Origin of the sequence: Nocardioides sp. GCM10023255 (assembly GCF_042653125.1) — a bacterium.
Classification (GTDB): Bacteria; Actinomycetota; Actinomycetes; order Propionibacteriales; family Nocardioidaceae; genus Nocardioides.
The window spans coordinates 473,065-494,882 of record NZ_JBHSHU010000005.1 but is presented as its reverse complement, the minus strand read 5'-3'; the positions used below and the strand labels follow the sequence as shown (position 1 = coordinate 494,882).

Sequence of the window (21,818 nt, the reverse complement as noted above, 5' to 3'; positions counted from 1 at the left end):
GGAGGAGCCCTCATGAGCATCGAGACCAGCATCGGTCTGGAGACCGGTCAGCCCTACCCCTACCAGCGGGTCGAGCTGGTCGAGCCCGACTGGACGCGCTTCCCCGGGTGGAAGGACGTCACCGCCGAGGAGTGGGAGTCGGTGCAGTGGCAGCGCGCCCACTGCGTGAAGAACGTCCGCCAGCTGCGCGAGCTGCTCGGCGACCTGGTCGACGAGCGGTTCTACGCCGACCTCGAGCGCGACCAGGCCGAGCGGGCCACCATGTCGATGCTGGTGCCGCCGCAAATGATGAACACGATGGTCCCGCACGAGGTGCCGGCCGGGCCGGGCTCGCTGACCGAGGCGTTCTACGCCGACCCGATCCGGCACTACATGATCCCGGTGTTCGGCGACCGTCGCACCGACTGGTCCTCGCACCCGCACGCCACCCGCGACTCGCTGCACGAGCACGACATGTGGGTGGCCGAGGGACTGACCCACCGCTACCCCACCAAGGTGCTGGCCGAGCTGCTGCCGACCTGCCCGCAGTACTGCGGCCACTGCACCCGGATGGACCTGGTCGGCAACTCCACGCCGGTCATCGACAAGCTGAAGTTCGCCGGCAAGCCCAACGACCGGCTCGGCGAGATGATGGACTACCTGCGCCGCACGCCCTCGGTGCGCGACGTGGTGGTCTCCGGTGGCGACGTGGCGAACATGCCGTGGCCCCGGCTCGAGGACTTCCTCACCAAGCTGCTCGAGATCGAGAACATCCGCGACGTCCGGCTCGCCACCAAGGCCCTGATCGGTCTCCCCCAGCACTGGCTGCAGGACGACGTCCGCAGCGGCATGGAGCGGGTCGCGACGATCGCCCGCGACCGTGGCGTCTCCATCGCGATCCACACCCACACCAACCACGCAAACTCGGTGACCCCGATGGTGGCGAAGGCGACCCGGGCGATGCTGGACACCGGCATCCGCGACGTGCGCAACCAGGGCGTGCTGCTCAACGGCGTGAACGCCGACCCGCACGCGCTGCTCGACCTGTGCTTCCGCCTCCTCGACGGCGCGCAGATCATGCCCTACTACTTCTACATGTGCGACCTGATCCCGTTCTCGGAGCACTGGCGGGTCTCGGTCGCCGACGCGCAGCGGCTGCAGCACCACATCATGGGCTACCTCCCCGGCTTCGCCACCCCGCGGATCGTGTGCGACGTGCCGTTCGTCGGGAAGCGCTGGGTCCACCAGCTCGCCGACTACGACACCGAGCGCGGCATCTCGTACTGGACGAAGAACTACCGCACCTCCATCGAGGCGGCCGACCCCGCCGCGCTGGAGCGCACCTACGAGTACTACGACCCGATCCACACGCTGCCCGAGTCCGGTCAGCAGTGGTGGGCCCAGCACGCCGACCTCGACTCCTCGGCGCTCAAGGCCGCCGAGATGGCCGAGGCCTCGCGGCGTACTGCTGCGCTGCAGGCGTTCTGAGCGAGGCGGCCTGATGCAGGACTCCCCGGCTGGCCGGGGAGTCCTGTGCTTGTCGGCCAGTGCACCGGTCGACAAGCACAGGAGATGGTCGACAAGCCTCGCCGTTTCTCCACAGATCTGCCATGGCTCGGTTATGAGGCGCTGATCCGGGCGAGAGTCCCGATCATGGATCCTCGACTCAAAGCCATCGCCGCACAGTGCGGAGCCTTCCTGCGCCGCGAGGCGCTGGCTCTCGGGTACGACGACCGCGCCATCGCCAAGCAGGTCAGCAGGGGTGCGTGGGTGCGCGTGCGGACGGGCGCGTTCGTCCCGGCCGACGTGTGGGCATCCCTTGACGACGTCGGTCGCCGTCGTGTCGTCGTCAAGGCGGCCCTCCGCACTGTTCGGACCCATGTGGTGGTCTCCCACACCAGCGCGGCCGACGCGCTCGGAGCGGCAGTCTGGGAGCTGCCCGACGACGTGCACCTCACCAGGACCGACGGCCGCGCGGGCAGGAGCGCCGCCGGCATCAAGCAGCACCGCGGGGGTGTGCGCGTCGACGACGTCACCCGCCGGGAGGGTCGGCTGATCACGAGCGGCACCCGCACTGCACTCGACATCACCACGATCGCCGACGTCGAGCACAGCCTCGTGACGGTCAACGACCTGATCCACCGGGGTGAGACCTCCCAGGACCTGCTGGTCCACGCGCTCGAGACGCGCACGTACTGGCCCCACTCCCTCACCAGCGACCTCGTCGTACGGCTGGCCGACGGGCGAGTGGAGTCCGTCGGGGAGTCCCGCGTGCTCTTCCTGTGCTGGGCGCAGGGGATCCCGATGCCGATTCCCCAGTACGAGGTGAAGGACCGGTCCGGGCACGTCATCGCGCGCGTCGACTTCGCCTGGCCGGAGCTGGGCGTGTTCCTGGAGTTCGACGGCAAGGTGAAGTACGAGCACTTCCTGCGACCGGGTGAGTCCGTCACCGATGCGGTGCTGCGGGAGAAGCAGCGCGAGCAGCTCGTGTGCGAGCTCACGGGCTGGCGGTGCATCCGCATCGTCTGGGCCGACCTCTACCAGCCGGAGCGAACCGCGGCGCGGATCCGGGCGCTCTTCCGCCCCAGCTCGATCATCGCTTGAGCCGACCTTGTCGGCCAGGTCCTGTGCTTGTCAGCCGTTGCAACGGTCGACAAGCACAGGAGTCACCGGCCAGCCGGTGAGTCCTGCAGCCCTACACCACCGAGCGGTTCTCGTACGGCGTGGAGAGCACGATCGTGGTCCGGGTGGAGACGTTCGCGGCGGAGCGGATCCGGGCGAGGAGGTTCTCGAGGTCGGCGGGGGTGGGGACTCGGATCTTGAGGATGTAGGACTCCTCCCCTGCCACCGACCAGCAGGACTCGATCTCGCGGATGTCCTGGAGCCGCTCGGGTGAGTCGTCGGGCTGCGAGGGGTCGATCGGGCGGATCGAGATGAACGCGGTCAGCGGCAGGCCGAGCTGCTCGTGGTCGATCGTGGCGCCGTACCCGTGGATCATGCCGCGCGACTCCAGCCGCTTGACCCGCTGGTGGACGGCGGAGGTCGACAGGCCCGTGGCCTTGCCGAGGTCGGTGAAGGACATCCGGCCGTCGGCCGCGAGCAGCTCGAGGATCTTGCGGTCGGTGGGTTCGACGTCGGCCGGGGTCACGCCGCTCAGACTAGCGGTCCCGGCGTGGCAGGATGCGGCTCGTGACCAGGGATGAACAGGGCCGTCTGATGCTGCTCGACACGGCGTCGATGTACTTCCGCGCCTTCTACGGCGTGCCGGAGATCAAGGGGCCGGACGGCACGCCGGTGAACGCCGTCCGCGGACTGCTGGACTTCATCGCCCGGCTGGTCACCGACTACCGCCCCACCGACCTGGTGTGCTGCTGGGACAACGACTGGCGTCCGCAGTGGCGCGTCGACCTGCTGCCGTCGTACAAGGCGCACCGCGTCGAGGAGGAGGTGGAGTCCGCCCCCGACGTCGAGGAGGTGCCCGACCCGCTCCAGGTGCAGATCCCGGTCATCCTCGAGGTGCTCGAGGCGTTCGGCATCAGCGTCGTCGGCGCCGACGGCTACGAGGCCGACGACGTCATCGGCACGCTGGCGACCAAGGCCGGCAAGCCGGTCGACATCGTCACCGGCGACCGCGACCTGTTCCAGCTCGTCGACGACGAGGCCGAGGTGCGGGTGCTCTACATCGCGCGCGGCGTCGGGCGGCACGAGCGGGTCACCAACGACTGGGTGCGCGCCAAGTACGACATCGACGCCCGCCAGTACGCCGACTTCGCGACCCTGCGCGGCGACGCCAGTGACGGGCTGCCCGGTGTCGCGGGGGTCGGGGAGAAGACGGCGGCGACCCTGCTCGGCCGGTTCGGCGACATGGAGGGCATCGTCTCCGCGGCCCACGACCCCGACTCCGACATGGGCCCCGGCCCTCGCGGCAAGATCAAGCAGGCGGCCGACTACCTCGAGGTGGCGCCGCGCGTGGTCGCCGTCGCGCGCGAGCTCGACCTCGGCGACGCGGTCACCGAGCTCCCCCGGACCCCGGCCGATCCCGAGCGGCTGCTCGACCTCGCGCAGCGCTACGGCCTGGAGAGCCCGGTCCAGCGCCTGGTCGAGGCCCTGACCCACGACTGAGACCGGTCACCGGAGCATCTCCTCCACCGCGATGCGCGCCGCCGACGGGCAGCCCTTGGTGAACCCGTAGAACGGCCCGAAGTCGCGCGTGGCCGCGAACCCGGTCACGTAGAGGCCGGGCAGGCTCGTCTCGAGGCCCTCGGAGAGGTCCGGGAAGCCGTCGGTGACCGAGACCCGGTCGAGCACGCCGGCGAGGTACGGCACCCGGGCCAGGTCGGCCCGGTAGCCGGACGCGAAGACCACGTGGTCGACGACCAGGCCGTCGCCGTCGGAGAGGGTGAGGCGTACGACGTCCGGCTCGTCGCAGTCGACCGAGACGACCTCGCTGCGCGGGTGGCGGTGCACCACGTCCGGCTGCATCCTCGGCACCAGCCAGGGCTCGAGCGTGAGCCGGCCGACCTGCCAGAACTCCTGCGCGACGGCGGACTGCTCAGCGGCCGGCAGCCGGCGCCACCACCCGCGGGTGGCCATCGTCTGCTCGACGTAGTCGTCGACGAACGACCAGCTCACCCTCGCGAAGTCGGGGGTGTCGTGGCGGTGCACGACGTCCACGCGTTCGGCCCCGTGGTCGCACAGCAACGCCGCCCACTCGTAGGCGCTCTGCCGGCCACCGATCACCGCCACCCGCGCACCGGCAAGGTCGTCGAACGACACCAGCTCGCTGGTGTGCGAGCGACGATCGGCGGGCACGGCGTCGTACCACTGCGGGAGCTGGGCGAAGTGGGCGACGCCCGGGGCCGCCAGCACCTTCTCCGCCGTGATCACGCCCCCGTCCTGCATGTCGGCACGGAGGACGCCGTCCGCCTCGGTCAGGTCCCGCACCAGGCGCTGCTCGACCGCGAGTCCCTTGCGTTCGGCGAACCAGTCGGTGTGGTCGAGGAAGACCCCGATCGGGATCGGGTCGTGGTCGGCAGCCGAGAGACCGCGGTCCTCGAAGAACGCCTCGAAGGTGTGCTCACCGTCGGCGTCGAGGTGCCAGTCCGGACCTGAGCGGAGGTACATGTCCGCCGGCATCCGGTCGCGCCAGAACGACATCGGGTGACCGACGACGCGGGTGCGGATGCCGCGGCCGCGCGCGTGGGCCGCGGCGGAGTACGCGTAGGGACCCGCCCCGATCACGAGCAGCTCGGTGTGGTCGGCCATCGGCTCTCTCCCTCGACGAGTGTGACGCCTCCTCGCACGCTAGCCCGGTTGCGCGTCGGCGGGGCCGGAGGTCTCGACCGGGTAGGTGTCCGGGGGGTCCGTACGGTGGGCCCATGAGTCGAATCGCGATCGTCGGCGGCCACGGACACGTGGCCCTCCATCTCCACCCCGAGCTCGTACGCCGTGGGCACACCCCCGTCGCCCTGGTCCGCAAGGAGGAGTACCGCTCCGAGCTCGAGGGTCTCGGCGCCGAGGTGCGCCTGCTCGACATCGAGAGCCAGGACGCCGCGGCATTCGCCGAGGCGTTCTCCGGCTGTGACGCCGTGGTGTTCGCCGCGGGCGGCGGGCCGGACGGCAACATCGAGCGCAAGCGCACCGTCGACCTCGAGGGCAGCCTGAAGTCGATCGAGGGCGCCCGGACGGCGGGGATCGGCCGCTTCGTGCAGGTCTCGGCGATCGGGGTCGACGACCCGCTGCCCGAGGACACCGACGACGTGTGGCGTGCCTACGTCGAGGCCAAGCGTGACGCCGACGCCGCACTGCGCGCCAGTGACCTCACCTGGACCATCCTGCGGCCCGGTCGGCTGACCGACGACCCGGCCACCGGGCGGGTCGCGCTCGGCCCGGACGTGGCCCGCGGCGAGGTCACCCGTGCGGACGTCGCGGCCGTCGTCGCTGCCGTCCTCGACGAGGACGCCACCGCCGGCCAGCAGTGGAACCTCGTGGGCGGCGACGTGGAGGTCGACCGTGCCGTGCAGGAGGCCGGTCGCGGCTAGCAGCGGCGACCGGTGGACGCCCACCGCAGTGGGCGCCCACCGGCCTCGCAGGTCACCGTCCGACAGGGGATCAGCGGTTCCCTGGAAGGTGTCGGTCCTGAGCTCTCGACCAGCGAGGGGCCATCGCCGACGGCTCGCGGAGCTGTGACCAAGTCCCGCGCAGAGGCCCACCCGCGGTCGGGACGCATCGGGGGAACACCCCTGCTCCCCCCGGGCGACTCGCGGGACCGCCGGCACCGCCCGGTCACAGGACTCAGGAGCGACGCCGGCTGAGCTTCTGACGCCAGCCCAGGAGCCGGTCGGCGGCGCTTCCAGGGCGTGGACCCAGTCCCGAGCCAAACTTGCGGGTCTTGCGGAACCCACCGGTTGGCGCCGGGGACGGGTCGGCTCAGTCGGTCAGCCCGGAGTACGCCACCACGCCCCGTCGCAGCCGCGCCACGACCTCGCGGGCGGTGCTGCGCAGCGGCAGGTCGCCGGCGGCCTCCGCGACCTGGCCGGCCAGGTCGAGGAGCTGTTTCATCCAGCGCACGAAGTCGCCCGCGGCGAGGTCGCTGGCGCCCAGCACGTCGTCGAGCTCGTCGCCCTCCGCCCAGCGGTAGGCGACCCAGGCGAAGCCGAGGTCGGGCTGGCGCAGGAAGTCGAGGCGGTGCTCGCGCTCGAGGGCGTCGAGCTCGCCCCACAGCCGGACCATCTCCCCGATCGCGTCGCGCACCGGTCCCCCGGGGATGCGTGGCGAGGTGGCGTCGTCGGGTCGGCGCGCCTCGAACACCAGGACCGACAGGGCCGCCGCGAGCCCGGAGGGCGACAGGTCGTCCCACAGGCCGTGCCGCAGGCACTCGGCCGCCAGCAGGTCCATGTCGGAGTAGATCCGGCGCAGGTAGCGGCCCCGGGGCGTGACGGTGTCACCCTCGAGGTAGTCCAGCGCGGTGAGCACCTCGCACACCCGGTCGAACTGGCGGGCCACGGTGTTGGTGCGCTGCTCGACGCGACGCTTGAGGGTCGCCGAGTCGCGCTCCAGCTTGAACCAGCGCTCCGCCCAGCGGGCGTGGTCCTCACGCTCGGGGCAGGCGTGGCAGGGGTGCGACTTGAGCTGGTCGCGCAGCCGGGCGACCTCGCGCTCGGTCCCGGAGTCGACCGGCGGCTTGCCGCCGCGGTCGCGGCCGTTGCCCTTGCCGGGGTACGGCGGGGCCAGGTCGTGGGTGCGCGAGCGCAGCGCGGCGGCCAGGTCGCGCCGCATCTGCGGGTTGCGCCCGTTGAAGTTCCTCGGCACCCGCAGCCGGGTCAGCGCCGCCACCGGGGTCGGGAAGTCCATCAGGGCCAGTCGCCGCGCCTGACGCTCGGCGGTGACGACGTACGGCCGCGGGCCCTCGGCCGACATGCCGGGGTCGATCACGACGGCGTACCCGGCGAACTTGCCGGCCGGGACGTCGATGACGTCACCGGGCTTGAGGCGGGCCAGCGAGGCGAGGACCTCCTCGCGCCGGTCCGCCCGGCGGGCCCGCGAGGCGTCCCTCTCGACGTCGCTGATGCGGCGGCGCAGGGCGGCGTACTCCATGAAGTCGCCGAGGTGACAGGTCGCGGCCTCGCGGTAGCCGTCGAGGGCGTCCTCGCTCTTGCGCAGCTGGCGGGCGAGCCCGACCACGGCCTTGTCGGCCTGGAACTGGGCGAAGGACTGCTCGAGCAGCTCGCGCGACCGCTCCCGGCCGAACTGGTGGACCAGGTTGACCGCCATGTTGTACGACGGGCGGAACGAGGAGCGCAGCGGGTAGGTGCGGGTCGAGGCGAGGCCGGCGAGCTCGCGCGGGTTCATCCCGGGCTGCCACAGCACCACGCCGTGTCCCTCGACGTCGAGGCCTCGGCGGCCGGCCCGGCCGGTCAGCTGGGTGTACTCCCCCGGGGTGATGTCGGCGTGCGTCTCGCCGTTCCACTTCGAGAGCTTCTCGATGACCACGGTGCGCGCCGGCATGTTGATGCCGAGGGCCAGCGTCTCGGTCGCGAACACCACCTTGCACAGGCCGCGCATGTAGAGCTCCTCCACGCACTGCTTGAACGCGGGCAGCATCCCGGCGTGGTGGGCCGCGACGCCGCGGGTCAGCCCGTCGAGGAAGTCGTGGTAGCCGAGGACGTGCAGGTCCTCCTCGGGCAGGTTGCGGCAGCTGGCCTCCACGAACGCGTAGATCTCGTCGCGCTCCTCCGGGGAGGTGAGCCGGATCCCGGCGTTCAGGCACTGGGTGACGGCCGCGTCGCAGCCCACCCGGCTGAAGATGAAGACGATCGCGGGCAGCAGGCCCTGGCGGTCGAGGCGGTCGATGACGTCGAAGCGGCTCGGGATCCACACCCGTCGGCCGTTGCCGACCGCGTGCTTGCTGGTGCCGCGGCGGTTGCGGTCGCGCGGCGAGCGCCGGTCCCTCATCCGGCTGCTGGCCCAGTCGTCGCGAGCGACCTTGAGCAGCTCGCCGTTGACCGGCGCCCCCTCCTTGACGAAGCCGGCGGCGGCGTCGACGTCGGAGTCGGCGAACAGGTCGAGCAGGCGCTTGCCCACCATCACGTGCTGGTAGAGCGGCACCGGGCGCCGCTCCTCCACGATCGTCGTGGTGTCGCCGCGCACGGTCTCGAGCCACTCGCCGAACTCCTCGGCGTTGGACACGGTCGCGGAGAGGGAGATCAGGGCCACCGACTCCGGCAGGTGGATGATCACCTCCTCCCACACCGCGCCGCGGGCCCGGTCGGCGAGGTAGTGCACCTCGTCCATGACGACGAAGCCGAGGCCGAGCAGGGTCCGGGAGCCGGCGTACAGCATGTTGCGCAGCACCTCGGTGGTCATCACCACGATCGGCGCCTCGCCGTTCACGGTGTTGTCACCGGTCAGCAGGCCCACCTGGTCGGGCCCGTAGCGGGCCACGAGGTCGTTGAACTTCTGGTTCGAGAGCGCCTTGATCGGGGTCGTGTAGAAGCACTTGCGGCCCGTGGCCAGCGCGAGGTGGATCGCGAACTCGCCGACGATGGTCTTGCCCGACCCGGTGGGCGCGGCGACGAGGACCCCACGGCCCTCCTCGATCTCCTTGCAGGCGCGGACCTGGAAGTCGTCGAGGGGGAAGTCGTAGAGGCTCTCGAAGTCCCGGAAGACCGGGTGCTCGCGCCCGCGACGGTAGTCGGCGTAACGCTCGGCCGGGGAGAGGTCGTCCGCCGTGCTCATGGCTCCACCCTAGGGTGCGTCCCTCAATCCGGGGCCGCAGGCACCCGGGGTGAGGGACGTTCGCTGGTCCCGGGTCTAGGCGAGCACCGTCAACGCCCCGGGCGCGCACTCGACCGTCAGCGGCAGCGGACCGAAGCGTTCGCCGTCGGCGTACGACACGATGCCCGGCGCGGCCACGGTGACACGACGGACCCGGTGGTGCTCGTACTGCGGGTGGGTGACGTGGGTGCCCTTGAACAGCTTGGGATAGGTGCGGACGAGGTCCGGCTTGGTCATGGTCTTGATGATGACCACGTCGAGGAGGCCGTCGTCGAGGACGGCGCCCTCGGTGATCCGCAGGCCCCCACCGAAGGACGGACCGTTGCCGATCGCGACCAGCATCGCGTCGAGACGCAGCGGGGTGCCGTCGAGGTCGAGGGTGTAGGGCAGCGGCTCGAAGGTGCGCAGCTCGGCGAGGGTGGCGATGTTGTAGCGCATCTGGCCGCGTGGCCAGGTCATCCGGTTCGCCCGCTCGTTGACGATCGCGTCGAAGCCGGCAGCCATCACGGTGACGAAGTACTTCGAGCCGCTGCGGGCCAGGTCGATGGTGCGGGTGCGCCCGGCGATGATCCGGTCCGCGGCGGCCGCGGGGTCCTTGCGCGGGATGTCGAAGTAGCGGGCGACGTCGTTGCCGGTGCCGGCGGGGACGATGCCGAGCCGGGTCGTGGTGGTCGCCACCGCCTGCGCGCCGAGGTGCACCATCCCGTCGCCGCCGCACACCACGAGGGTCTCGACGCCGTCCACGACGGCCCGGCGCGCGAGGTCGAGCGCCTCGTCGGCGTCGCGCCCCTCCAGGCTGCGGACCGTGAGGCCGGCGTCGCGCAGCCGGGGCAGGGCCACGTCGCGGGCCCGCGCACCGCGACCCTTGCCGGACGTGGGGTTGGTCAGGAACGCGATCTCACGGGAGCTGCCGGCCACGGGGTGGACCCTAGCGGCCCGGAGCGCCGCCGCGTCGCGACTCGACACCGATGCGCAGCCGTGCCGCGAAGTGGTCGGCCGAGCTCCCCACCGCCTTGGCCAGCCTGCTCAGCGCCTCGAGCACGAGGTCGGCGTTGAACGAGGTGCCGGGCACGGCCAGGGTGGGCCGGTCCTCGAGCTCCAGGAGCAGGATCTGACCGTGCCGCCACGCCTGGTGGGCCCGCTTGCGGACGTCGTCGCTGGCGACCGGCACGGGGTAGGCCTCGTCGATGGCCAGCAGGTCGCAGGGGACGTCGTGCAGGGTCCCGTCGTCGGCGTCGGCGTGCAGCTGGCCCGAGACGTGGTGGCCGCTGCGCACCCCGGTCAGCGCCGTCCAGGTCACGTCGGAGACCCCGAGCCAGTCCGGGAGGTCGAACGGGTCGAGGTCTCGGAGGAGGTCCTTCATCAGCGCGGTCACAGCGGCGACAGCTCGTCGTCGGCCCACTGGTCGGTGCTGCCGCTGTTGCGGTGCCGGGCCCGGTCGACCGCACGCGCGATCGCCTCGGCCACGAAGAACAGCACCAGCATCGGCAGGGCCAGCATGAGCATGGAGAAGGGATCGGTGGACGGGGTGGCGACCGCCGCGAACACGAACGTGCCGAGCACGATCCAGGGCCGGTAGCGCCCCAGCGCCTTGCCGGAGACGACCCCGGCGAGGTTCAGCATGATCACGAACAGCGGGATCTCGAACGCGATGCCGAAGACCAGCAGCATGCGGGTGAGGAAGCTGAAGTACTCCCCGAACTCGACGAGGTTCTGCAGCCCGGCCGGGGTGAAGCCGATCAGGACCTCGAGGCCCTTGGGCAGCACGTAGTAGCCCGTGGCGACGCCGATGATGAACAGCGGGCCGGCGATGGCTGCGAAGATCCGCGACCACTTCTTCTCGTGCTCGTGCAGGCCGGGCACGATGAACGCCCAGATCTGGTAGAGCCAGTAGGGGCTCGAGACCACGATCGCCGCCACGCCGCACAGCTTGAGCTGGAGCATCAGCGGGCCGGTGGCGCCGGCGACGTACGCCGTGGTCTGCGTCTTCTGCCCCAGCTGCACCCGGGCGTCGTTGTAGGGGTTCAGCACGAGGTCGAGGAGCTGGTCGTAGAAGACCAGGGCGACCGCGAAGACCACGACCAGGAACAGCACCGACCGGATCAGCCGGGCGCGCAGCTCCCGCAGGTGGTCACCGAGCGCCATCCGCCCGTCAGCGCCCACCGGGTGGTGGGGACGGCCACGGAGCAGGTCGACGAGTCCGGCGATGGACAACCGAGGGCCCGGTCAGGCGTTGTCGTTGCGGCGCAGGCGCTCGCGCTCGGCGTCGAGCTCGGCCTGGCGTGCGTCGAGCTCGGCCTGCTGCCGGGCCTCGATCTCGAGCTGCTCCGGGGTCTGGCCGGAGGTCTTGCCGGTCGTCGCGTCGTCGTCCATCAGGCCCTTGGTCTCGGCCTTGAAGATGCGCAGCGCACGCCCACTGCCGCGGGCGAGCTCGGGGAGCTTGGCGGCGCCGAAGAGCAGGATGACGACAGCCAGGATGAGCAGCAGCTCCGTGGTGCCGAGATTGGCGATCATTGGCGTGATCATGAGGTCCTCATCGTGGGGGGTGCAACAGAGCCGAGTCTACGCCGGGTCACGAATAGAGCCCGAGCGCGGCTCGGGCGGCCGCATGGAAAGATTCGGTGAACTCTCGGGGTGAGACGACCCTCGCGTGCGGTGCCAGCCGGAGCAGCAGGCGCTGCAGCCAGCGGTCGTCGGCGACCAGCAGGTCGACCTCGAGACCGCCGCCGTCGAGCGGCCGGACGTCCTCCACGGGGTAGTACTCGACCACCCACCGGGCCGCCGGGTCGAGGTGGAGCGTGACCGTCGTGGTGTCCGAGGACCGGGCGAACAGGCCGTCCGCGAGGTCCCGCGGGGCCTGCGGCTCGGTCTCGATGTGGGCGTCCAGCACCTCCGCCGCATGGATCCGGTCGAGACGGAACAGGCGGGGCGCCTCCGCGCTGTGGCACCAGGCATCGAGGTAGGCGAAACCGTGCGCGGACACCACGCCGCGCGGGTCGACGGTGCGATCGGACTGCTCGTCGCGGGACGGGACGTAGTAGCTCAGGCGCACCTGCCGCTGCTGCTCGGCCGCCTCCCGCAGCCGCGCCTCGAGGCGCACCAGGTCGGGGGTGGTCGGCTCCTCGCCCGGGTCGATCTGGGCGGCCGCGGAGCCCTCGGCGGCGGCCGCCTCGAGCTTGGCCAGGGCCCGGTCGACCACCTCGCGGGTGTCGTCGCCGGCTCCGTTTCGCAGCGCCCGGAGCGCCACGATGATCGCGGTCGCCTCCGTGGGCGAGAGCCGCAGCGGACGGGCGAGGTAGTCGGCGTTGGACACCCGGATCACGCCGTCGCCCTCGTCGCCCTCGAGGGCGTCGAGGTCGACGTCGATCAGGTCGTCGGGGTATCCGCCGGGCAGCCCGCACATCAGGAGGACCTTGAGGTCGCGGACCAGCTGGTCGGGCGCGACGCCGAGGGCCGTCGCGGCCTCGTCGAGGCGCACCTGGCCGCGGGCGTGCAGGAACGGCACCAGGGTGAGCAGGCGGGCGACCTGCTCCTTGGCGGCCGCCTGGACCGGAGGACGGGCGCTCATGCGGCCCCCTCCCCCGCGTCGGCCACCACGGCCGAGAGCCGCTCGACGATCCGTTCGCGCAGGTCGGTCGGCTCCTCCACGCACACGTCCGCGCCGTAGCCGAGCAGCTCGTCGGCGAGGCCGGGGCCGCTCCGGGACACCGTCAGCCGGTCCCAGGAGGTGCGGTCGTCGGGGCCGGGAACGCCCGGCTCGACCTTCTCGGCATTGCGGCGCAGCGCGAGGCCGGCGCCGGACCGGACCAGCACGACGGCCCGCTCGGTGGTCGGGGCGGGCGCCAGCCGTCGGGCGGTGGCGCGTACGTCGGTGCCGGGCGGGACGTCGTACGACCCGGGCCTGCCGACCCGCCGGGCCTCGCCCTGGACCCGCGAGAGCCGGAAGACCCGCTCCTCGCCGCGGTCGGTGTCGAGCCCCACGGCGTACCAGCGGCCGGAGTAGCGGACGACGCCCCACGGCTGCAGGTGCCGGGTCGTGGTGGTGGTCTCACCGGGGCGGCGGTAGTCGAACTCGACCGGGCAGCGCTCCTGGGTGGCCTCCCAGAACACGTCGAAGGACGGCTCGTCGGCGGTGAGCCGCGGCTCGGCGATGTCGAGCGCCGACACGTCGAGCGGGACGCCGAGGGCGGTGAGCTTGCGGACCGCCTCGGTGGTCGCCTCGGCCAGCCGGGCGTGCGACCACACCCGGGTGGCCAGGCCGATCACGGCGGCCTCGTCGGCCTCGAGGCTGATGTCCGGCAGTGCGAACCGGTCCGCGGGGATCCGGTAGCCGGGCTCGTCCTCGAAGTAGGCGTCCATGCTGCCGACCTCGATCGGCACGCCGAGCGAGCGCAGCTCCTCCTTGTCCCGCTCGAACATCTTCTCGAAGCCCTCGTGCGAGGAGCCCGGGTAGAGGATCGTGCGGATCCGGTCCTTGCTCACGTAGTGGCGCTGGACGAGCAGCATGATGAGCAGGTTGAGCAGGCGCTCGCTCTTGCGCGCCGCCGACCCGTTCATGTGCTGCTCCTCCCCCTCAGATGGCCACTGCGGTGGCTACTTGGCCTTGATGATGTCCACGACGAAGTAGAGCGTGCTGTTCGCCGGGATGTTGCCCTGCGCCTGGGCGCCGTACCCGAGGTCCGGCGGGATCTGCAGGAGCACGCGGCTCCCGACCTTGACACCCGAGAGGCCGTAGGTCCAGCCCTTGACGACGCTCTGCAGCGAGAACGGGACCGGCTTCTTCGAGTAGCTCTCGTCGAACGGCTCCTTCGCGCCGTACACCTGGCCGAGGTAGTTCGCGGTGACCGTCATCTGGTCGGTGACGGTCTCGCCCTTGCCCTCCTTGATGACGCTGCGCAGCAGGTCGCCGTCGGCCTTCGGCTTCGGCAGGCCCTTGAAGTCGAGACCGACCGGCTCGCCGTTCTTCTCGATCACGCCGGGCAGCTTGGAGGGCGCGACGTCCTTGGGCTTCGGCGCCGCCGGCGGCTCGACGAGGTCGATGATCATCAGGACGCTGTCCTTGTTGCCGATGCCCATCTGCGGGTTGCCGGCCTCGCCGAAGACCTTGTCTGCGGGCGTGGTGACCGCGATGCGCGAGCCGATCTTCTGGCCCGCGATGGCGTCGTTGAAGACCGGGCTCAGCTGGTCGCCGAGGGTCAGCTCCTGCGGCTGGCCGGCGTCGTAGGTGCTGAAGGCCTTCTTCTCGGTGACGCCGTTGCCGATCCAGATCTGGGCGCTGACCTGGTCGCCGTCGGACACCTCGTCGCCGTCGCCCTCCTCGATGGTCTCAGTGTCGACGCCCTCGGCCTTGAGCTCGGACTTCCAGTCGACCTTCGGCTCCTCGCCGGGCGAGCCGGAGATCGAGACCGCGTCCAGCGGCGAGGACGCGGAGGAGGAGTCGTCGCCACAGGCGGACAGGCCCCCCAGGAGCGCGACGGGCAGCAGGACGGACGAGAGGCGACGAAGTCGTCGAGACACGAGATTCACCTTCGGGAGAGTGTGCAGGACAGCGCGGGTCACCCTATCCGCAGCGGCTGAGAGAACCCGGCAGCCGGGTCACATTCCGTCGATGAGGCGCTGCACGCGCTCGTCGTACGCACGGAACGGGTCCTTGCACAGCACCGTGCGCTGGGCCTGGTCGTTCAGCTTCAGGTGCACCCAGTCCACGGTGAAGTCGCGACGGCGCTCCTGCGCCTTGCGGATGAACTCACCGCGCAGCCGCGCCCGCGTGGTCTGCGGCGGCACCGACTTGGCCTCGAAGATCTTCAGGTCGGTCGTCACCCGCGCGACCGCGCCCCGCTTCTCCAGGAGGTAGTAGAGCCCGCGGCCGCGGTGGATGTCGTGGTAGGCCAGGTCGAGCTGGGCGATCCGGGGGTGGCCCAGCGGCAGGCCGTGCTTGGCGCGGTAGCGGTCGATGAGCTTCCACTTGATGACCCAGTCGATCTCGCGGTCGATCAGGCTCAGGTCGTCGGACTCCACCGCCTTCAGGCTGCGCTCCCACAGGTCGAGCGCCCGCTCGATCAGCGGCGTGCTGATCTCGCGGCGGTCCACGAAGTCGCGGGCCTTGGAGAGGTACTCCGCCTGGATCTCCAGCGCGCTCGCCTCGCGGCCGTTGGCCAGCCGCACCTTGCGTCGGCCGGTGACGTCGTGGGAGATCTCGCGGATCGCGCGGATGGGGTTCTCCATCGTGAGGTCGCGCATCACCACGCCCTCCTCGATCATCCGCAGCACCAGGTCGCAGCTGGCGACCTTGAGCATCGTCGTCGTCTCGCTCATGTTCGAGTCGCCGACGATGACGTGCAGCCTTCTGTACTTCTCGGCGTCCGCGTGCGGCTCGTCGCGGGTGTTGATGATCGGCCGGCTGCGGGTCGTGGCGCTCGAGACGCCCTCCCAGATGTGCTCGGCGCGCTGGCTGACGCTGTAGCTGGCCCCGCGGGGGGTCTGGGTGATCTTGCCGGCCCCCACGATGATCTGGCGGGTCACCAGGAACGGGATGAGCACGTCGGCCAGCCGGGAGAACTCCCCCGCCCGCCCGACCAGGTAGTTCTCGTGGCAGCCGTAGGAGTTGCCGGCGGAGTCGGTGTTGTTCTTGAACAGGTAGATCTCGCCGGCGATGCCCTCGTCGTGGAGCCGCTGCTCGGCGTCGAGAAGCAGCCCCTCCAGCACCCGCTCCCCCGCCTTGTCATGGGTCACGAGCTCGACGACGTCGTCGCACTCGGGGGTGGCGTACTCCGGGTGGCTGCCGACGTCGAGGTAGAGCCGGGCACCGTTGCGCAGGAACACGTTGCTGCTGCGCCCCCAGCTGACGACCTTGCGGAACAGGTAGCGCGCCACCTCGTCCGGGCTGAGGCGGCGCTGGCCCTTGAACGTGCACGTCACGCCGTACTCGTTCTCGATACCGAAGATGCGCCGGTCCATGCTCGTCAGCCTAGGCGCACGCTGGTGGTCCGTGTGGGCGCAACCACCGATCAGACCCCGAGAATCGGTGACGGGGGGCAATTGATGCGGTTTGGTCCCCAACCGCATCCATCAGGGCCGATCTCATGCAGTTGCCGACCAATCGACGAGGGTGGTCTGCCGGCGCCAGCGGTTCATCACCCTCTCCCGGCCGATCTCCGAGTACATCGAGTTGTCCACCATCCGTCGCCACCTCGCGAGCCGCGACAAGACGTGTGGCCGCCCCAGCGCCCGGTCGATCTCGTGCATCAGGACCAACGGGTGGTTGATCAGGTCGTCGAGCACATAGCCACGGCGGACGTACGACGTGCCGGTCCACCCTCGTTCGCGGCGCAGGTCGGTGGCCTGCTGCTTCTTCGACCGGTGGTGCTCCCCGTCGTACTCGTGGAGGAAGGGGGTCCCGTCCACCAGCAGGTCTGCACGGCCGAGGTGACGGCCGTCGTCGGCGTACAGATCGACCTGCGGGGTGACGCGCACGCCCATGACCGTGTGGAAGACACGCAAGACGGTCTCGCCGCCCGACTCGGCCTTCGCGTGCGAGAGCGCCCACGCCGCCCTGAGCACGCGGACGCCCGGACGCTTGCTGGCCAGGATCTTGTCCATCCGGTCGTCGTCGATGTGCCCGAGGCGTCGGGCGGAGTCGATCATGATGGCCAGGTCCAGCGACCCGCAGTCGCGCGCCGCCCGCAGAAGGATCTCCTCCGGGGCGTCCACCGGGAGGCCCATCGCCTCGATCGGTTGCGGCTCGCGCACGAGTCGCGAGCAGATCAACCCCGGTCGTCGGGGTCTGTTGTCCTTCGTCCGCACCGCCGCGAAGACGGGCAGCTGCTCGGGGAGGTGCGGGAGCTGCCACCCCAGGAGCCTGGCGGCCGTCACGTGCGTGAAGACCGCCTCCTCCGGGAGGACGAGGAGGATGGCCCTGAGGTCCCTGACCAGCTCCTCGTCCAGGCCAAGTCCTTCCCGCTTCTTCAGGTAGAGGCCGTGCGCGACACGTCGGTGGTCGGCCAGGCGGACCTCGCCGCGGATGGGCGCGTCGTCATCAGCTTCGGTGTCGGTGTCGCTGTCAGTCATGCACCAGAGAGTGCGTGTTCGCGAGGACTCCGCGAGCCGGCCTCAGCTGGGCTGTGGACACCGGACGCGACTGCGTGCTCTGGGGATGACTCCTGGCGGCGTCAGACGTGCGGTTTGGTCACCAACCGCATCGATCCGGCGCAGATCCATGCGGTTGGGGACCAAACGGCACCATCAGGTCCCGCGAGCGCGATCAAGCGGGAGGCGCGACCGGGGGCTCACCGTCAGAGCTCGGCTCGTCCAGCCGCTCCGGCTCGGCGTGCCTTCCGGGCCCACGCTCGCCGAGCAGCTGCTCGAGCCGGGTGGGACGCAGCCGGATGAACTTCCGCGGCTGGGTCCGGGTGCGGTCGAGGACGGCGACCTCGAGGTCCTCGGTCGGGATGACCCGGTCTTCGCTGGCTCCGTTGTCGGAGGCGGTGTGCCCCAGGGCCGACACGGCGACCTTCAGCGCGTCCGCGAGGGACCCCCCCTCGGTGTAGTGCTCCTTGAGGTACTGCCCCACGGTGTCCGCCTGGCCGCCCATGACGGCGAAGCCGTGCTCGTCGGCGACCTGGCCGTCGTAGGTGAGCCGGTAGATCTGGTCGTCCGACGCCGCGTCGCCGATCTCGGCGACGAAGATCTCGACCTCGTAGGGCTTCTCGCCGCCGCTGGAGAAGATCGTGCCGAGGGTCTGGGCGTAGGCGTTGGCCAGCCCCCGCCCGGTGACGTCGCGGCGGTCGTAGGCGTAGCCGCGCATGTCGGCGAGCCGGACCCCCGCGATCCGGAGGTTCTCGAACTCGTTGTAGCGACCCACCGCGGCGAACGCGATCCGGTCGTAGATCTCGGAGACCTTGTGCAGCGCCTGGGAGGGGTTCTCGGAGACGAACAGCACGCCGTCGGCGTACTGCACCGCGACCACCGAGCGCCCCCGGCTGATGCCCTTGCGGGCGAAGTCGGCCCGGTCCTTCATCAGCTGCTCGGGCGAGACGTAGAACGGCATGCTCATCTCAGCGGTCTCCTGCCTCGAGCTGGGCGGCCGGTCCGTCGGGGCGGTTCATCCGGCCGGCGATGACACGGTCGGCGATGGCCGCGACCTCGGTGTCGGGCAGGCGCCGGCCGCCGTCGGCGGTCATGACCTGGACGACCGGGAAGATCCGGCGGGTGATGTCGGGGCCACCGGTCGCCGAGTCGTCGTCGGCGGCGTCGTACAACGCCTCGACCACGGCCTGCACCGTCTGGTCGGCGGTGAAGTCGTCGCGGTAGAGCTTCTTCAGCGAGCCGCGGGCGAACAGCGAGCCGGAGCCGACGGAGTGAAACGCCGTCTCCTCGTAGCGCCCACCGGTGACGTCGTAGCTGAAGATCCGGCCCTGGTCGTGGTTGAGGTCGAAGCCGGCGAACAGCGGCACCACCGCGAGCCCCTGCATGGCCATCCCGAGGTTGGAGCGGATCAGCGCGGCGAGACGGTTGGCCTTGCCGTCCATCGAGAGCGTGCTGCCCTCGATCTTCTCGTAGTGCTCGAGCTCGGTCTGGAACAGCCGCACCATCTCGACGGCGAGCCCGGCCGTTCCGGCGATGCCGACGGCGGAGAACTCGTCGGCCGGGAACACCTTCTCGATGTCGCGCTGGGCGATGATGTTGCCCATCGTGGCGCGGCGGTCACCGGCCATCACGACGCCGCCCGGGAACGTGGCGGCCACGATCGTGGTGCCGTGCGGGGCGAGGTCGCCCGCGTGTCCTTGGGGTACGGCGCGCCGGGACGGCAGCAGGTCCGGTGCCTGGGCGGCGAGGAAGTCGCTGAAGGAGGACGTGCCGGGCTGCAGGAACGCAGCCGGCAGGCGGGGATCCGTCACTGGCCACCCTTCTGGATGAACGACTTCACGAAGTCCTCGGCGTTGGTCTCGAGGACGTCGTCGATCTCGTCGAGGATCGCGTCCACGTCGTCGTCGAGGGCTTCCTTGCGCTCGGCGACGTCGCTCTCGGGAGCGACCTCGGTCGACTCCTCGGTCTCCGAGGACTTGCGCGGTTGCTTCTGCTCCTGTGCCATGTCTCTCCTTCGGCTCGGTCCGACCCTATCCACTCAGCGGGTGAGAGCGGCGAACAACGCCTCGGCTGTCTCACAGCGGTCGAGCAGCTCGCCCACGTGGGCCCGGCTGCCGCGCAGCGGGTCGATGGTCGGGACCCGCTGCAGCGACTCGCGGCCGGGCAGGTCGAAGATGACGGAGTCCCAGGATGCGGCAGCGACGTGGTCGGCGTACTTCTCCAGGCAGCGGCCCCGGAAGTAGGCGCGGGTGTCCACCGGCGGGTCGTGCATCGCCGCCTCGATCGAGGCGTCGTCGAGCAGCCGCTCGATCTTCCCCAGCCCGACGAGGCGGTGGTAGAGCCCCTTCTCGGGACGGATGTCGGAGTACTGGTAGTCGATGAGCTGCAGCTTCGCGTCGTCCCACGAGAGCCCGTCGCGCTGCCGGTACTGCTCGAGGAGCTTGAGCTTGGCGACCCAGTCCAGCTCCGTCGCGCACAGCATGGGGTCACGCTCGAGCCGGTCGAGGACCGACTCCCAGCGGGTCAGCACGTCGACGGTCTGCGGGTCGGCGTCGGCTCCGTAGCGGTCCTCGACGTACTTCTTGGCGAGGTCGAGGTACTCCAGCTGCAGCTGCAGCGCCGTCAGGGAGCGGCCGTCGTGCATCTTCACGGTCTGCCGAAGGGTGGGGTCGTGGGAGACCGCGCGCAGCGCCCCGACGGACCCGTCGATGCTGAGGTCGCGGGTGATGAACCGGTCCTCGATCATGGCCAGCACGAGCGCGGTGGTGCCGACCTTGAGGTACGTCGAGACCTCGGCGAGGTTGGCGTCGCCGATGATGACGTGGAGGCGGCGGTACTTCTCCGGGTCGGCGTGGGGCTCGTCGCGGGTGTTGATGATCGGCCGCTTGAGCGTGGTCTCGAGGCCCACCTCGACCTCGAAGAAGTCGGCGCGCTGACTGACCTGGAAGCCGTGCTCCCGGCCGTCCTGGCCGATGCCCACACGGCCGGCGCCGCACACGACCTGGCGGCTGACGAAGAACGGCGTGAGGTGCCGGACGATGTCGGCGAACGGGGTCGAGCGCCGCATCAGGTAGTTCTCGTGGGCGCCGTACGACGCCCCCTTGTTGTCGGTGTTGTTCTTGTAGAGCACGATCGGAGCGCCGCCCGGCAGCTGCCCGGCGCGGCGTGCGGCGTCGAGCATGACCTGCTCCCCCGCCTTGTCCCAGCGGACGATGTCCAGCGGGGAGGTCACCTCGGGCGTGGAGTACTCGGGGTGCGCGTGGTCGACGTAGAGGCGGGCCCCGTTGGTGAGGATGACGTTGGCCAGCCCCATGTCCTCGTCGGTCAGCTGCGAGGGATCGGCGATCTGGCGGGACATGTCGAAGCCACGCGCGTCGCGCAGGGGCGACTCCTCCTCGAAGTCCCACCGGGCGCGGCGGGCCTTGACGGTCGCCGACGCGTAGGCGTTCACGACCTGGGAGGACGCGACCATGGGGTTGGCCAGGGGCTGCCCCTGCACGGAGATGCCGTACTCGACCTCGGTCCCCATCACCCGTCGAACGCTCATGCGATGAGACTACGTGGTGGGACCGACGACGGGCCGGGCCGCTCGCCGGACGAGCGGCCCGGCCCGAGCCCCTCAGCGCAGCAGCCGCGAGAGCCGCGGAGCCGTGCGCGGGGTGAAGGTGGTGCCGGTCTGCGACTTCACGCCGTTGACCTTGCGCAGGCTGACGGTGAGGGGCACCGCCTGGGTGGTGCTGGCGTCGCTGTTGCAGCCGTAGACGAGCGGGCGGTTGGCCTTCAGGTGCACGACGTTCGTCTGCGAGATCTGTCCGGTGTAGGCGGCGTCCTGCTGGTACTCGTACAGGTGGGCGCCGGTGATGTCGTTGGCGAGGAGCTTCTGCTTGTCGATCAGCGTGCACACCAGGTACGGGCTGGCGTCCACGCTGGTGTACAGGCCGAACATGGACACCAGGTAGTCCCCGGTCGGGACGCTCACCTGGTACAGGTTCGGCGCGGGCATGGGCGCACCCGCGGTGCCCGTGCGCAGGCGGAGGGTCCGGGGGGCGACCTGGTCGGCCTTCAGGCCGCCGAGCCTCTCAGCGTTGAGGTGCTTGACCAGCTTCGAGCTCGACACCGTGAGCGACGGGGACCGCTTCCCGGACCGCAGCGCGAGCGCCGGCCCGCTGTCGGTGTTGGTGATGGTGGTCGCCCGGCTCGCGCTGTTGGACTTGCCGAGCAGGACGCTGTGACCGGTGGCCGCATAGCTGACCGCGTCGGCGCCGACGGTCAGCAGTGCTGCCGCGGACAGCACGGCGACCGCACTGCGCCAGGTGGATGGCGTGATGGACATGGTTCTCCCGGGGGTGGAGGCGCACCCGGTTGTGCGCCGCCGCCCAGTCCACTCCCCCAGAGGTCCCGGCCACCACGGCCTCCTCGGGTCATCCGCGGCCACCCAGCCGGGGCAGGCCGCATCACCCGGATGGGGTACCTCGTTC

Annotated in this window: 21 protein-coding genes; 4 read left to right on the top strand and 17 right to left on the bottom strand. The window is 70.8% G+C overall.

The window, feature by feature from the left end; all coding sequences use genetic code 11:
• Positions 1-12 precede the first annotated feature (12 nt).
• Both ACFO9I_RS11445 and ACFO9I_RS11440 read left to right on the top strand, forming a co-directional pair.
• Positions 13-1,467: a KamA family radical SAM protein gene (locus ACFO9I_RS11445; protein ID WP_379180862.1), complete on the top strand. Its 1,455-nt coding sequence runs from the start codon at positions 13-15 to the stop codon at positions 1,465-1,467.
• 165 nt (positions 1,468-1,632) lie between these two features.
• Complete coding sequence (locus ACFO9I_RS11440) at positions 1,633-2,583, top strand: hypothetical protein (protein ID WP_379180860.1); 951 nt, start codon at positions 1,633-1,635, stop codon at positions 2,581-2,583.
• Between the two features lie 91 nt (positions 2,584-2,674).
• Here ACFO9I_RS11440 and ACFO9I_RS11435 read toward each other — a convergent pair whose 3' ends face one another.
• A complete protein-coding gene (locus ACFO9I_RS11435; RefSeq protein ID WP_379180858.1) occupies positions 2,675-3,127 on the bottom strand; it encodes an Lrp/AsnC family transcriptional regulator in 453 nt (150 codons plus the stop codon).
• A gap of 68 nt (positions 3,128-3,195) precedes the next feature.
• Between ACFO9I_RS11435 and ACFO9I_RS11430 the strand changes: the two genes are divergently transcribed.
• Positions 3,196-4,101, top strand: a complete 906-nt coding sequence (locus ACFO9I_RS11430; RefSeq protein ID WP_379181133.1) for a 5'-3' exonuclease — start codon at positions 3,196-3,198, stop codon at positions 4,099-4,101.
• 6 nt (positions 4,102-4,107) lie between these two features.
• Here ACFO9I_RS11430 and ACFO9I_RS11425 read toward each other — a convergent pair whose 3' ends face one another.
• Positions 4,108-5,244, bottom strand: a complete 1,137-nt coding sequence (locus ACFO9I_RS11425) for an FAD-dependent oxidoreductase (protein WP_379180856.1) — start codon at positions 5,242-5,244, stop codon at positions 4,108-4,110.
• A gap of 113 nt (positions 5,245-5,357) precedes the next feature.
• On the opposite strand from ACFO9I_RS11425, the gene ACFO9I_RS11420 reads away from it, so the two are divergent.
• Positions 5,358-6,020 (top strand): SDR family oxidoreductase, encoded by a 663-nt coding sequence (locus ACFO9I_RS11420; protein ID WP_379180854.1) that lies wholly within the window; start codon positions 5,358-5,360, stop codon positions 6,018-6,020.
• Positions 6,021-6,408: 388 nt separating this feature from the next.
• Here ACFO9I_RS11420 and ACFO9I_RS11415 read toward each other — a convergent pair whose 3' ends face one another.
• From ACFO9I_RS11415 to ACFO9I_RS11345, 15 genes are all read right to left on the bottom strand, one after another.
• Positions 6,409-9,216, bottom strand: coding sequence for a DEAD/DEAH box helicase (locus tag ACFO9I_RS11415; RefSeq protein ID WP_379180852.1), 2,808 nt, complete (start codon positions 9,214-9,216; stop codon positions 6,409-6,411).
• Between the two features lie 75 nt (positions 9,217-9,291).
• Positions 9,292-10,173 (bottom strand): diacylglycerol kinase, encoded by an 882-nt coding sequence (locus tag ACFO9I_RS11410; RefSeq protein ID WP_379180850.1) that lies wholly within the window; start codon positions 10,171-10,173, stop codon positions 9,292-9,294.
• 10 nt (positions 10,174-10,183) lie between these two features.
• Positions 10,184-10,630 (bottom strand): hypothetical protein, encoded by a 447-nt coding sequence (locus tag ACFO9I_RS11405; RefSeq protein WP_379180848.1) that lies wholly within the window; start codon positions 10,628-10,630, stop codon positions 10,184-10,186.
• Positions 10,627-11,469: a twin-arginine translocase subunit TatC gene (gene tatC / locus ACFO9I_RS11400; RefSeq protein WP_379180846.1), complete on the bottom strand. Its 843-nt coding sequence runs from the start codon at positions 11,467-11,469 to the stop codon at positions 10,627-10,629. The genes ACFO9I_RS11405 and tatC overlap by 4 nt, the downstream gene beginning before the upstream one ends.
• 12 nt (positions 11,470-11,481) lie before the next feature.
• Positions 11,482-11,769 (bottom strand): twin-arginine translocase TatA/TatE family subunit, encoded by a 288-nt coding sequence (tatA, locus tag ACFO9I_RS11395; protein WP_379180844.1) that lies wholly within the window; start codon positions 11,767-11,769, stop codon positions 11,482-11,484.
• Positions 11,770-11,827: 58 nt separating this feature from the next.
• Positions 11,828-12,823, bottom strand: a complete 996-nt coding sequence (locus ACFO9I_RS11390) for a helix-turn-helix transcriptional regulator (RefSeq protein WP_379180842.1) — start codon at positions 12,821-12,823, stop codon at positions 11,828-11,830.
• Positions 12,820-13,812 (bottom strand): helix-turn-helix transcriptional regulator, encoded by a 993-nt coding sequence (locus ACFO9I_RS11385; protein ID WP_379180840.1) that lies wholly within the window; start codon positions 13,810-13,812, stop codon positions 12,820-12,822. Before ACFO9I_RS11385 ends, ACFO9I_RS11390 begins: the two co-directional genes overlap by 4 nt.
• 36 nt (positions 13,813-13,848) lie before the next feature.
• Positions 13,849-14,772, bottom strand: a complete 924-nt coding sequence (locus ACFO9I_RS11380; RefSeq protein WP_379180838.1) for an FKBP-type peptidyl-prolyl cis-trans isomerase — start codon at positions 14,770-14,772, stop codon at positions 13,849-13,851.
• A 78-nt stretch (positions 14,773-14,850) separates the two neighbouring features.
• The gene (gene pafA, locus ACFO9I_RS11375) at positions 14,851-16,212 is read right to left on the bottom strand and encodes a Pup--protein ligase (RefSeq protein WP_379180836.1); all 1,362 of its coding nucleotides are present in this window, start codon (positions 16,210-16,212) and stop codon (positions 14,851-14,853) included.
• A gap of 123 nt (positions 16,213-16,335) precedes the next feature.
• Positions 16,336-17,322 carry a hypothetical protein gene (locus tag ACFO9I_RS11370; RefSeq protein WP_379180834.1) on the bottom strand — a complete coding sequence of 329 codons (987 nt, stop codon included), beginning with the start codon at positions 17,320-17,322 and terminating at the stop codon, positions 16,336-16,338.
• Positions 17,323-17,515: 193 nt separating this feature from the next.
• On the bottom strand, positions 17,516-18,307 hold the full coding sequence (gene prcA, locus ACFO9I_RS11365; RefSeq protein WP_379180832.1) for a proteasome subunit alpha: 792 nt from the start codon (positions 18,305-18,307) through the stop codon (positions 17,516-17,518).
• 1 nt (position 18,308) lies between these two features.
• Complete coding sequence (gene prcB, locus ACFO9I_RS11360) at positions 18,309-19,151, bottom strand: proteasome subunit beta (protein ID WP_379180830.1); 843 nt, start codon at positions 19,149-19,151, stop codon at positions 18,309-18,311.
• A complete protein-coding gene (locus ACFO9I_RS11355) occupies positions 19,148-19,345 on the bottom strand; it encodes a ubiquitin-like protein Pup (protein ID WP_344154461.1) in 198 nt (65 codons plus the stop codon). Before ACFO9I_RS11355 ends, prcB begins: the two co-directional genes overlap by 4 nt.
• Positions 19,346-19,378: 33 nt before the next feature.
• Entirely contained in the window at positions 19,379-20,887 is a 1,509-nt protein-coding gene (gene dop / locus ACFO9I_RS11350; RefSeq protein WP_379180827.1) for a depupylase/deamidase Dop, read from the bottom strand.
• A gap of 72 nt (positions 20,888-20,959) precedes the next feature.
• Positions 20,960-21,673 (bottom strand): hypothetical protein, encoded by a 714-nt coding sequence (locus ACFO9I_RS11345; protein WP_379180826.1) that lies wholly within the window; start codon positions 21,671-21,673, stop codon positions 20,960-20,962.
• Positions 21,674-21,818: the final 145 nt, after the last annotated feature.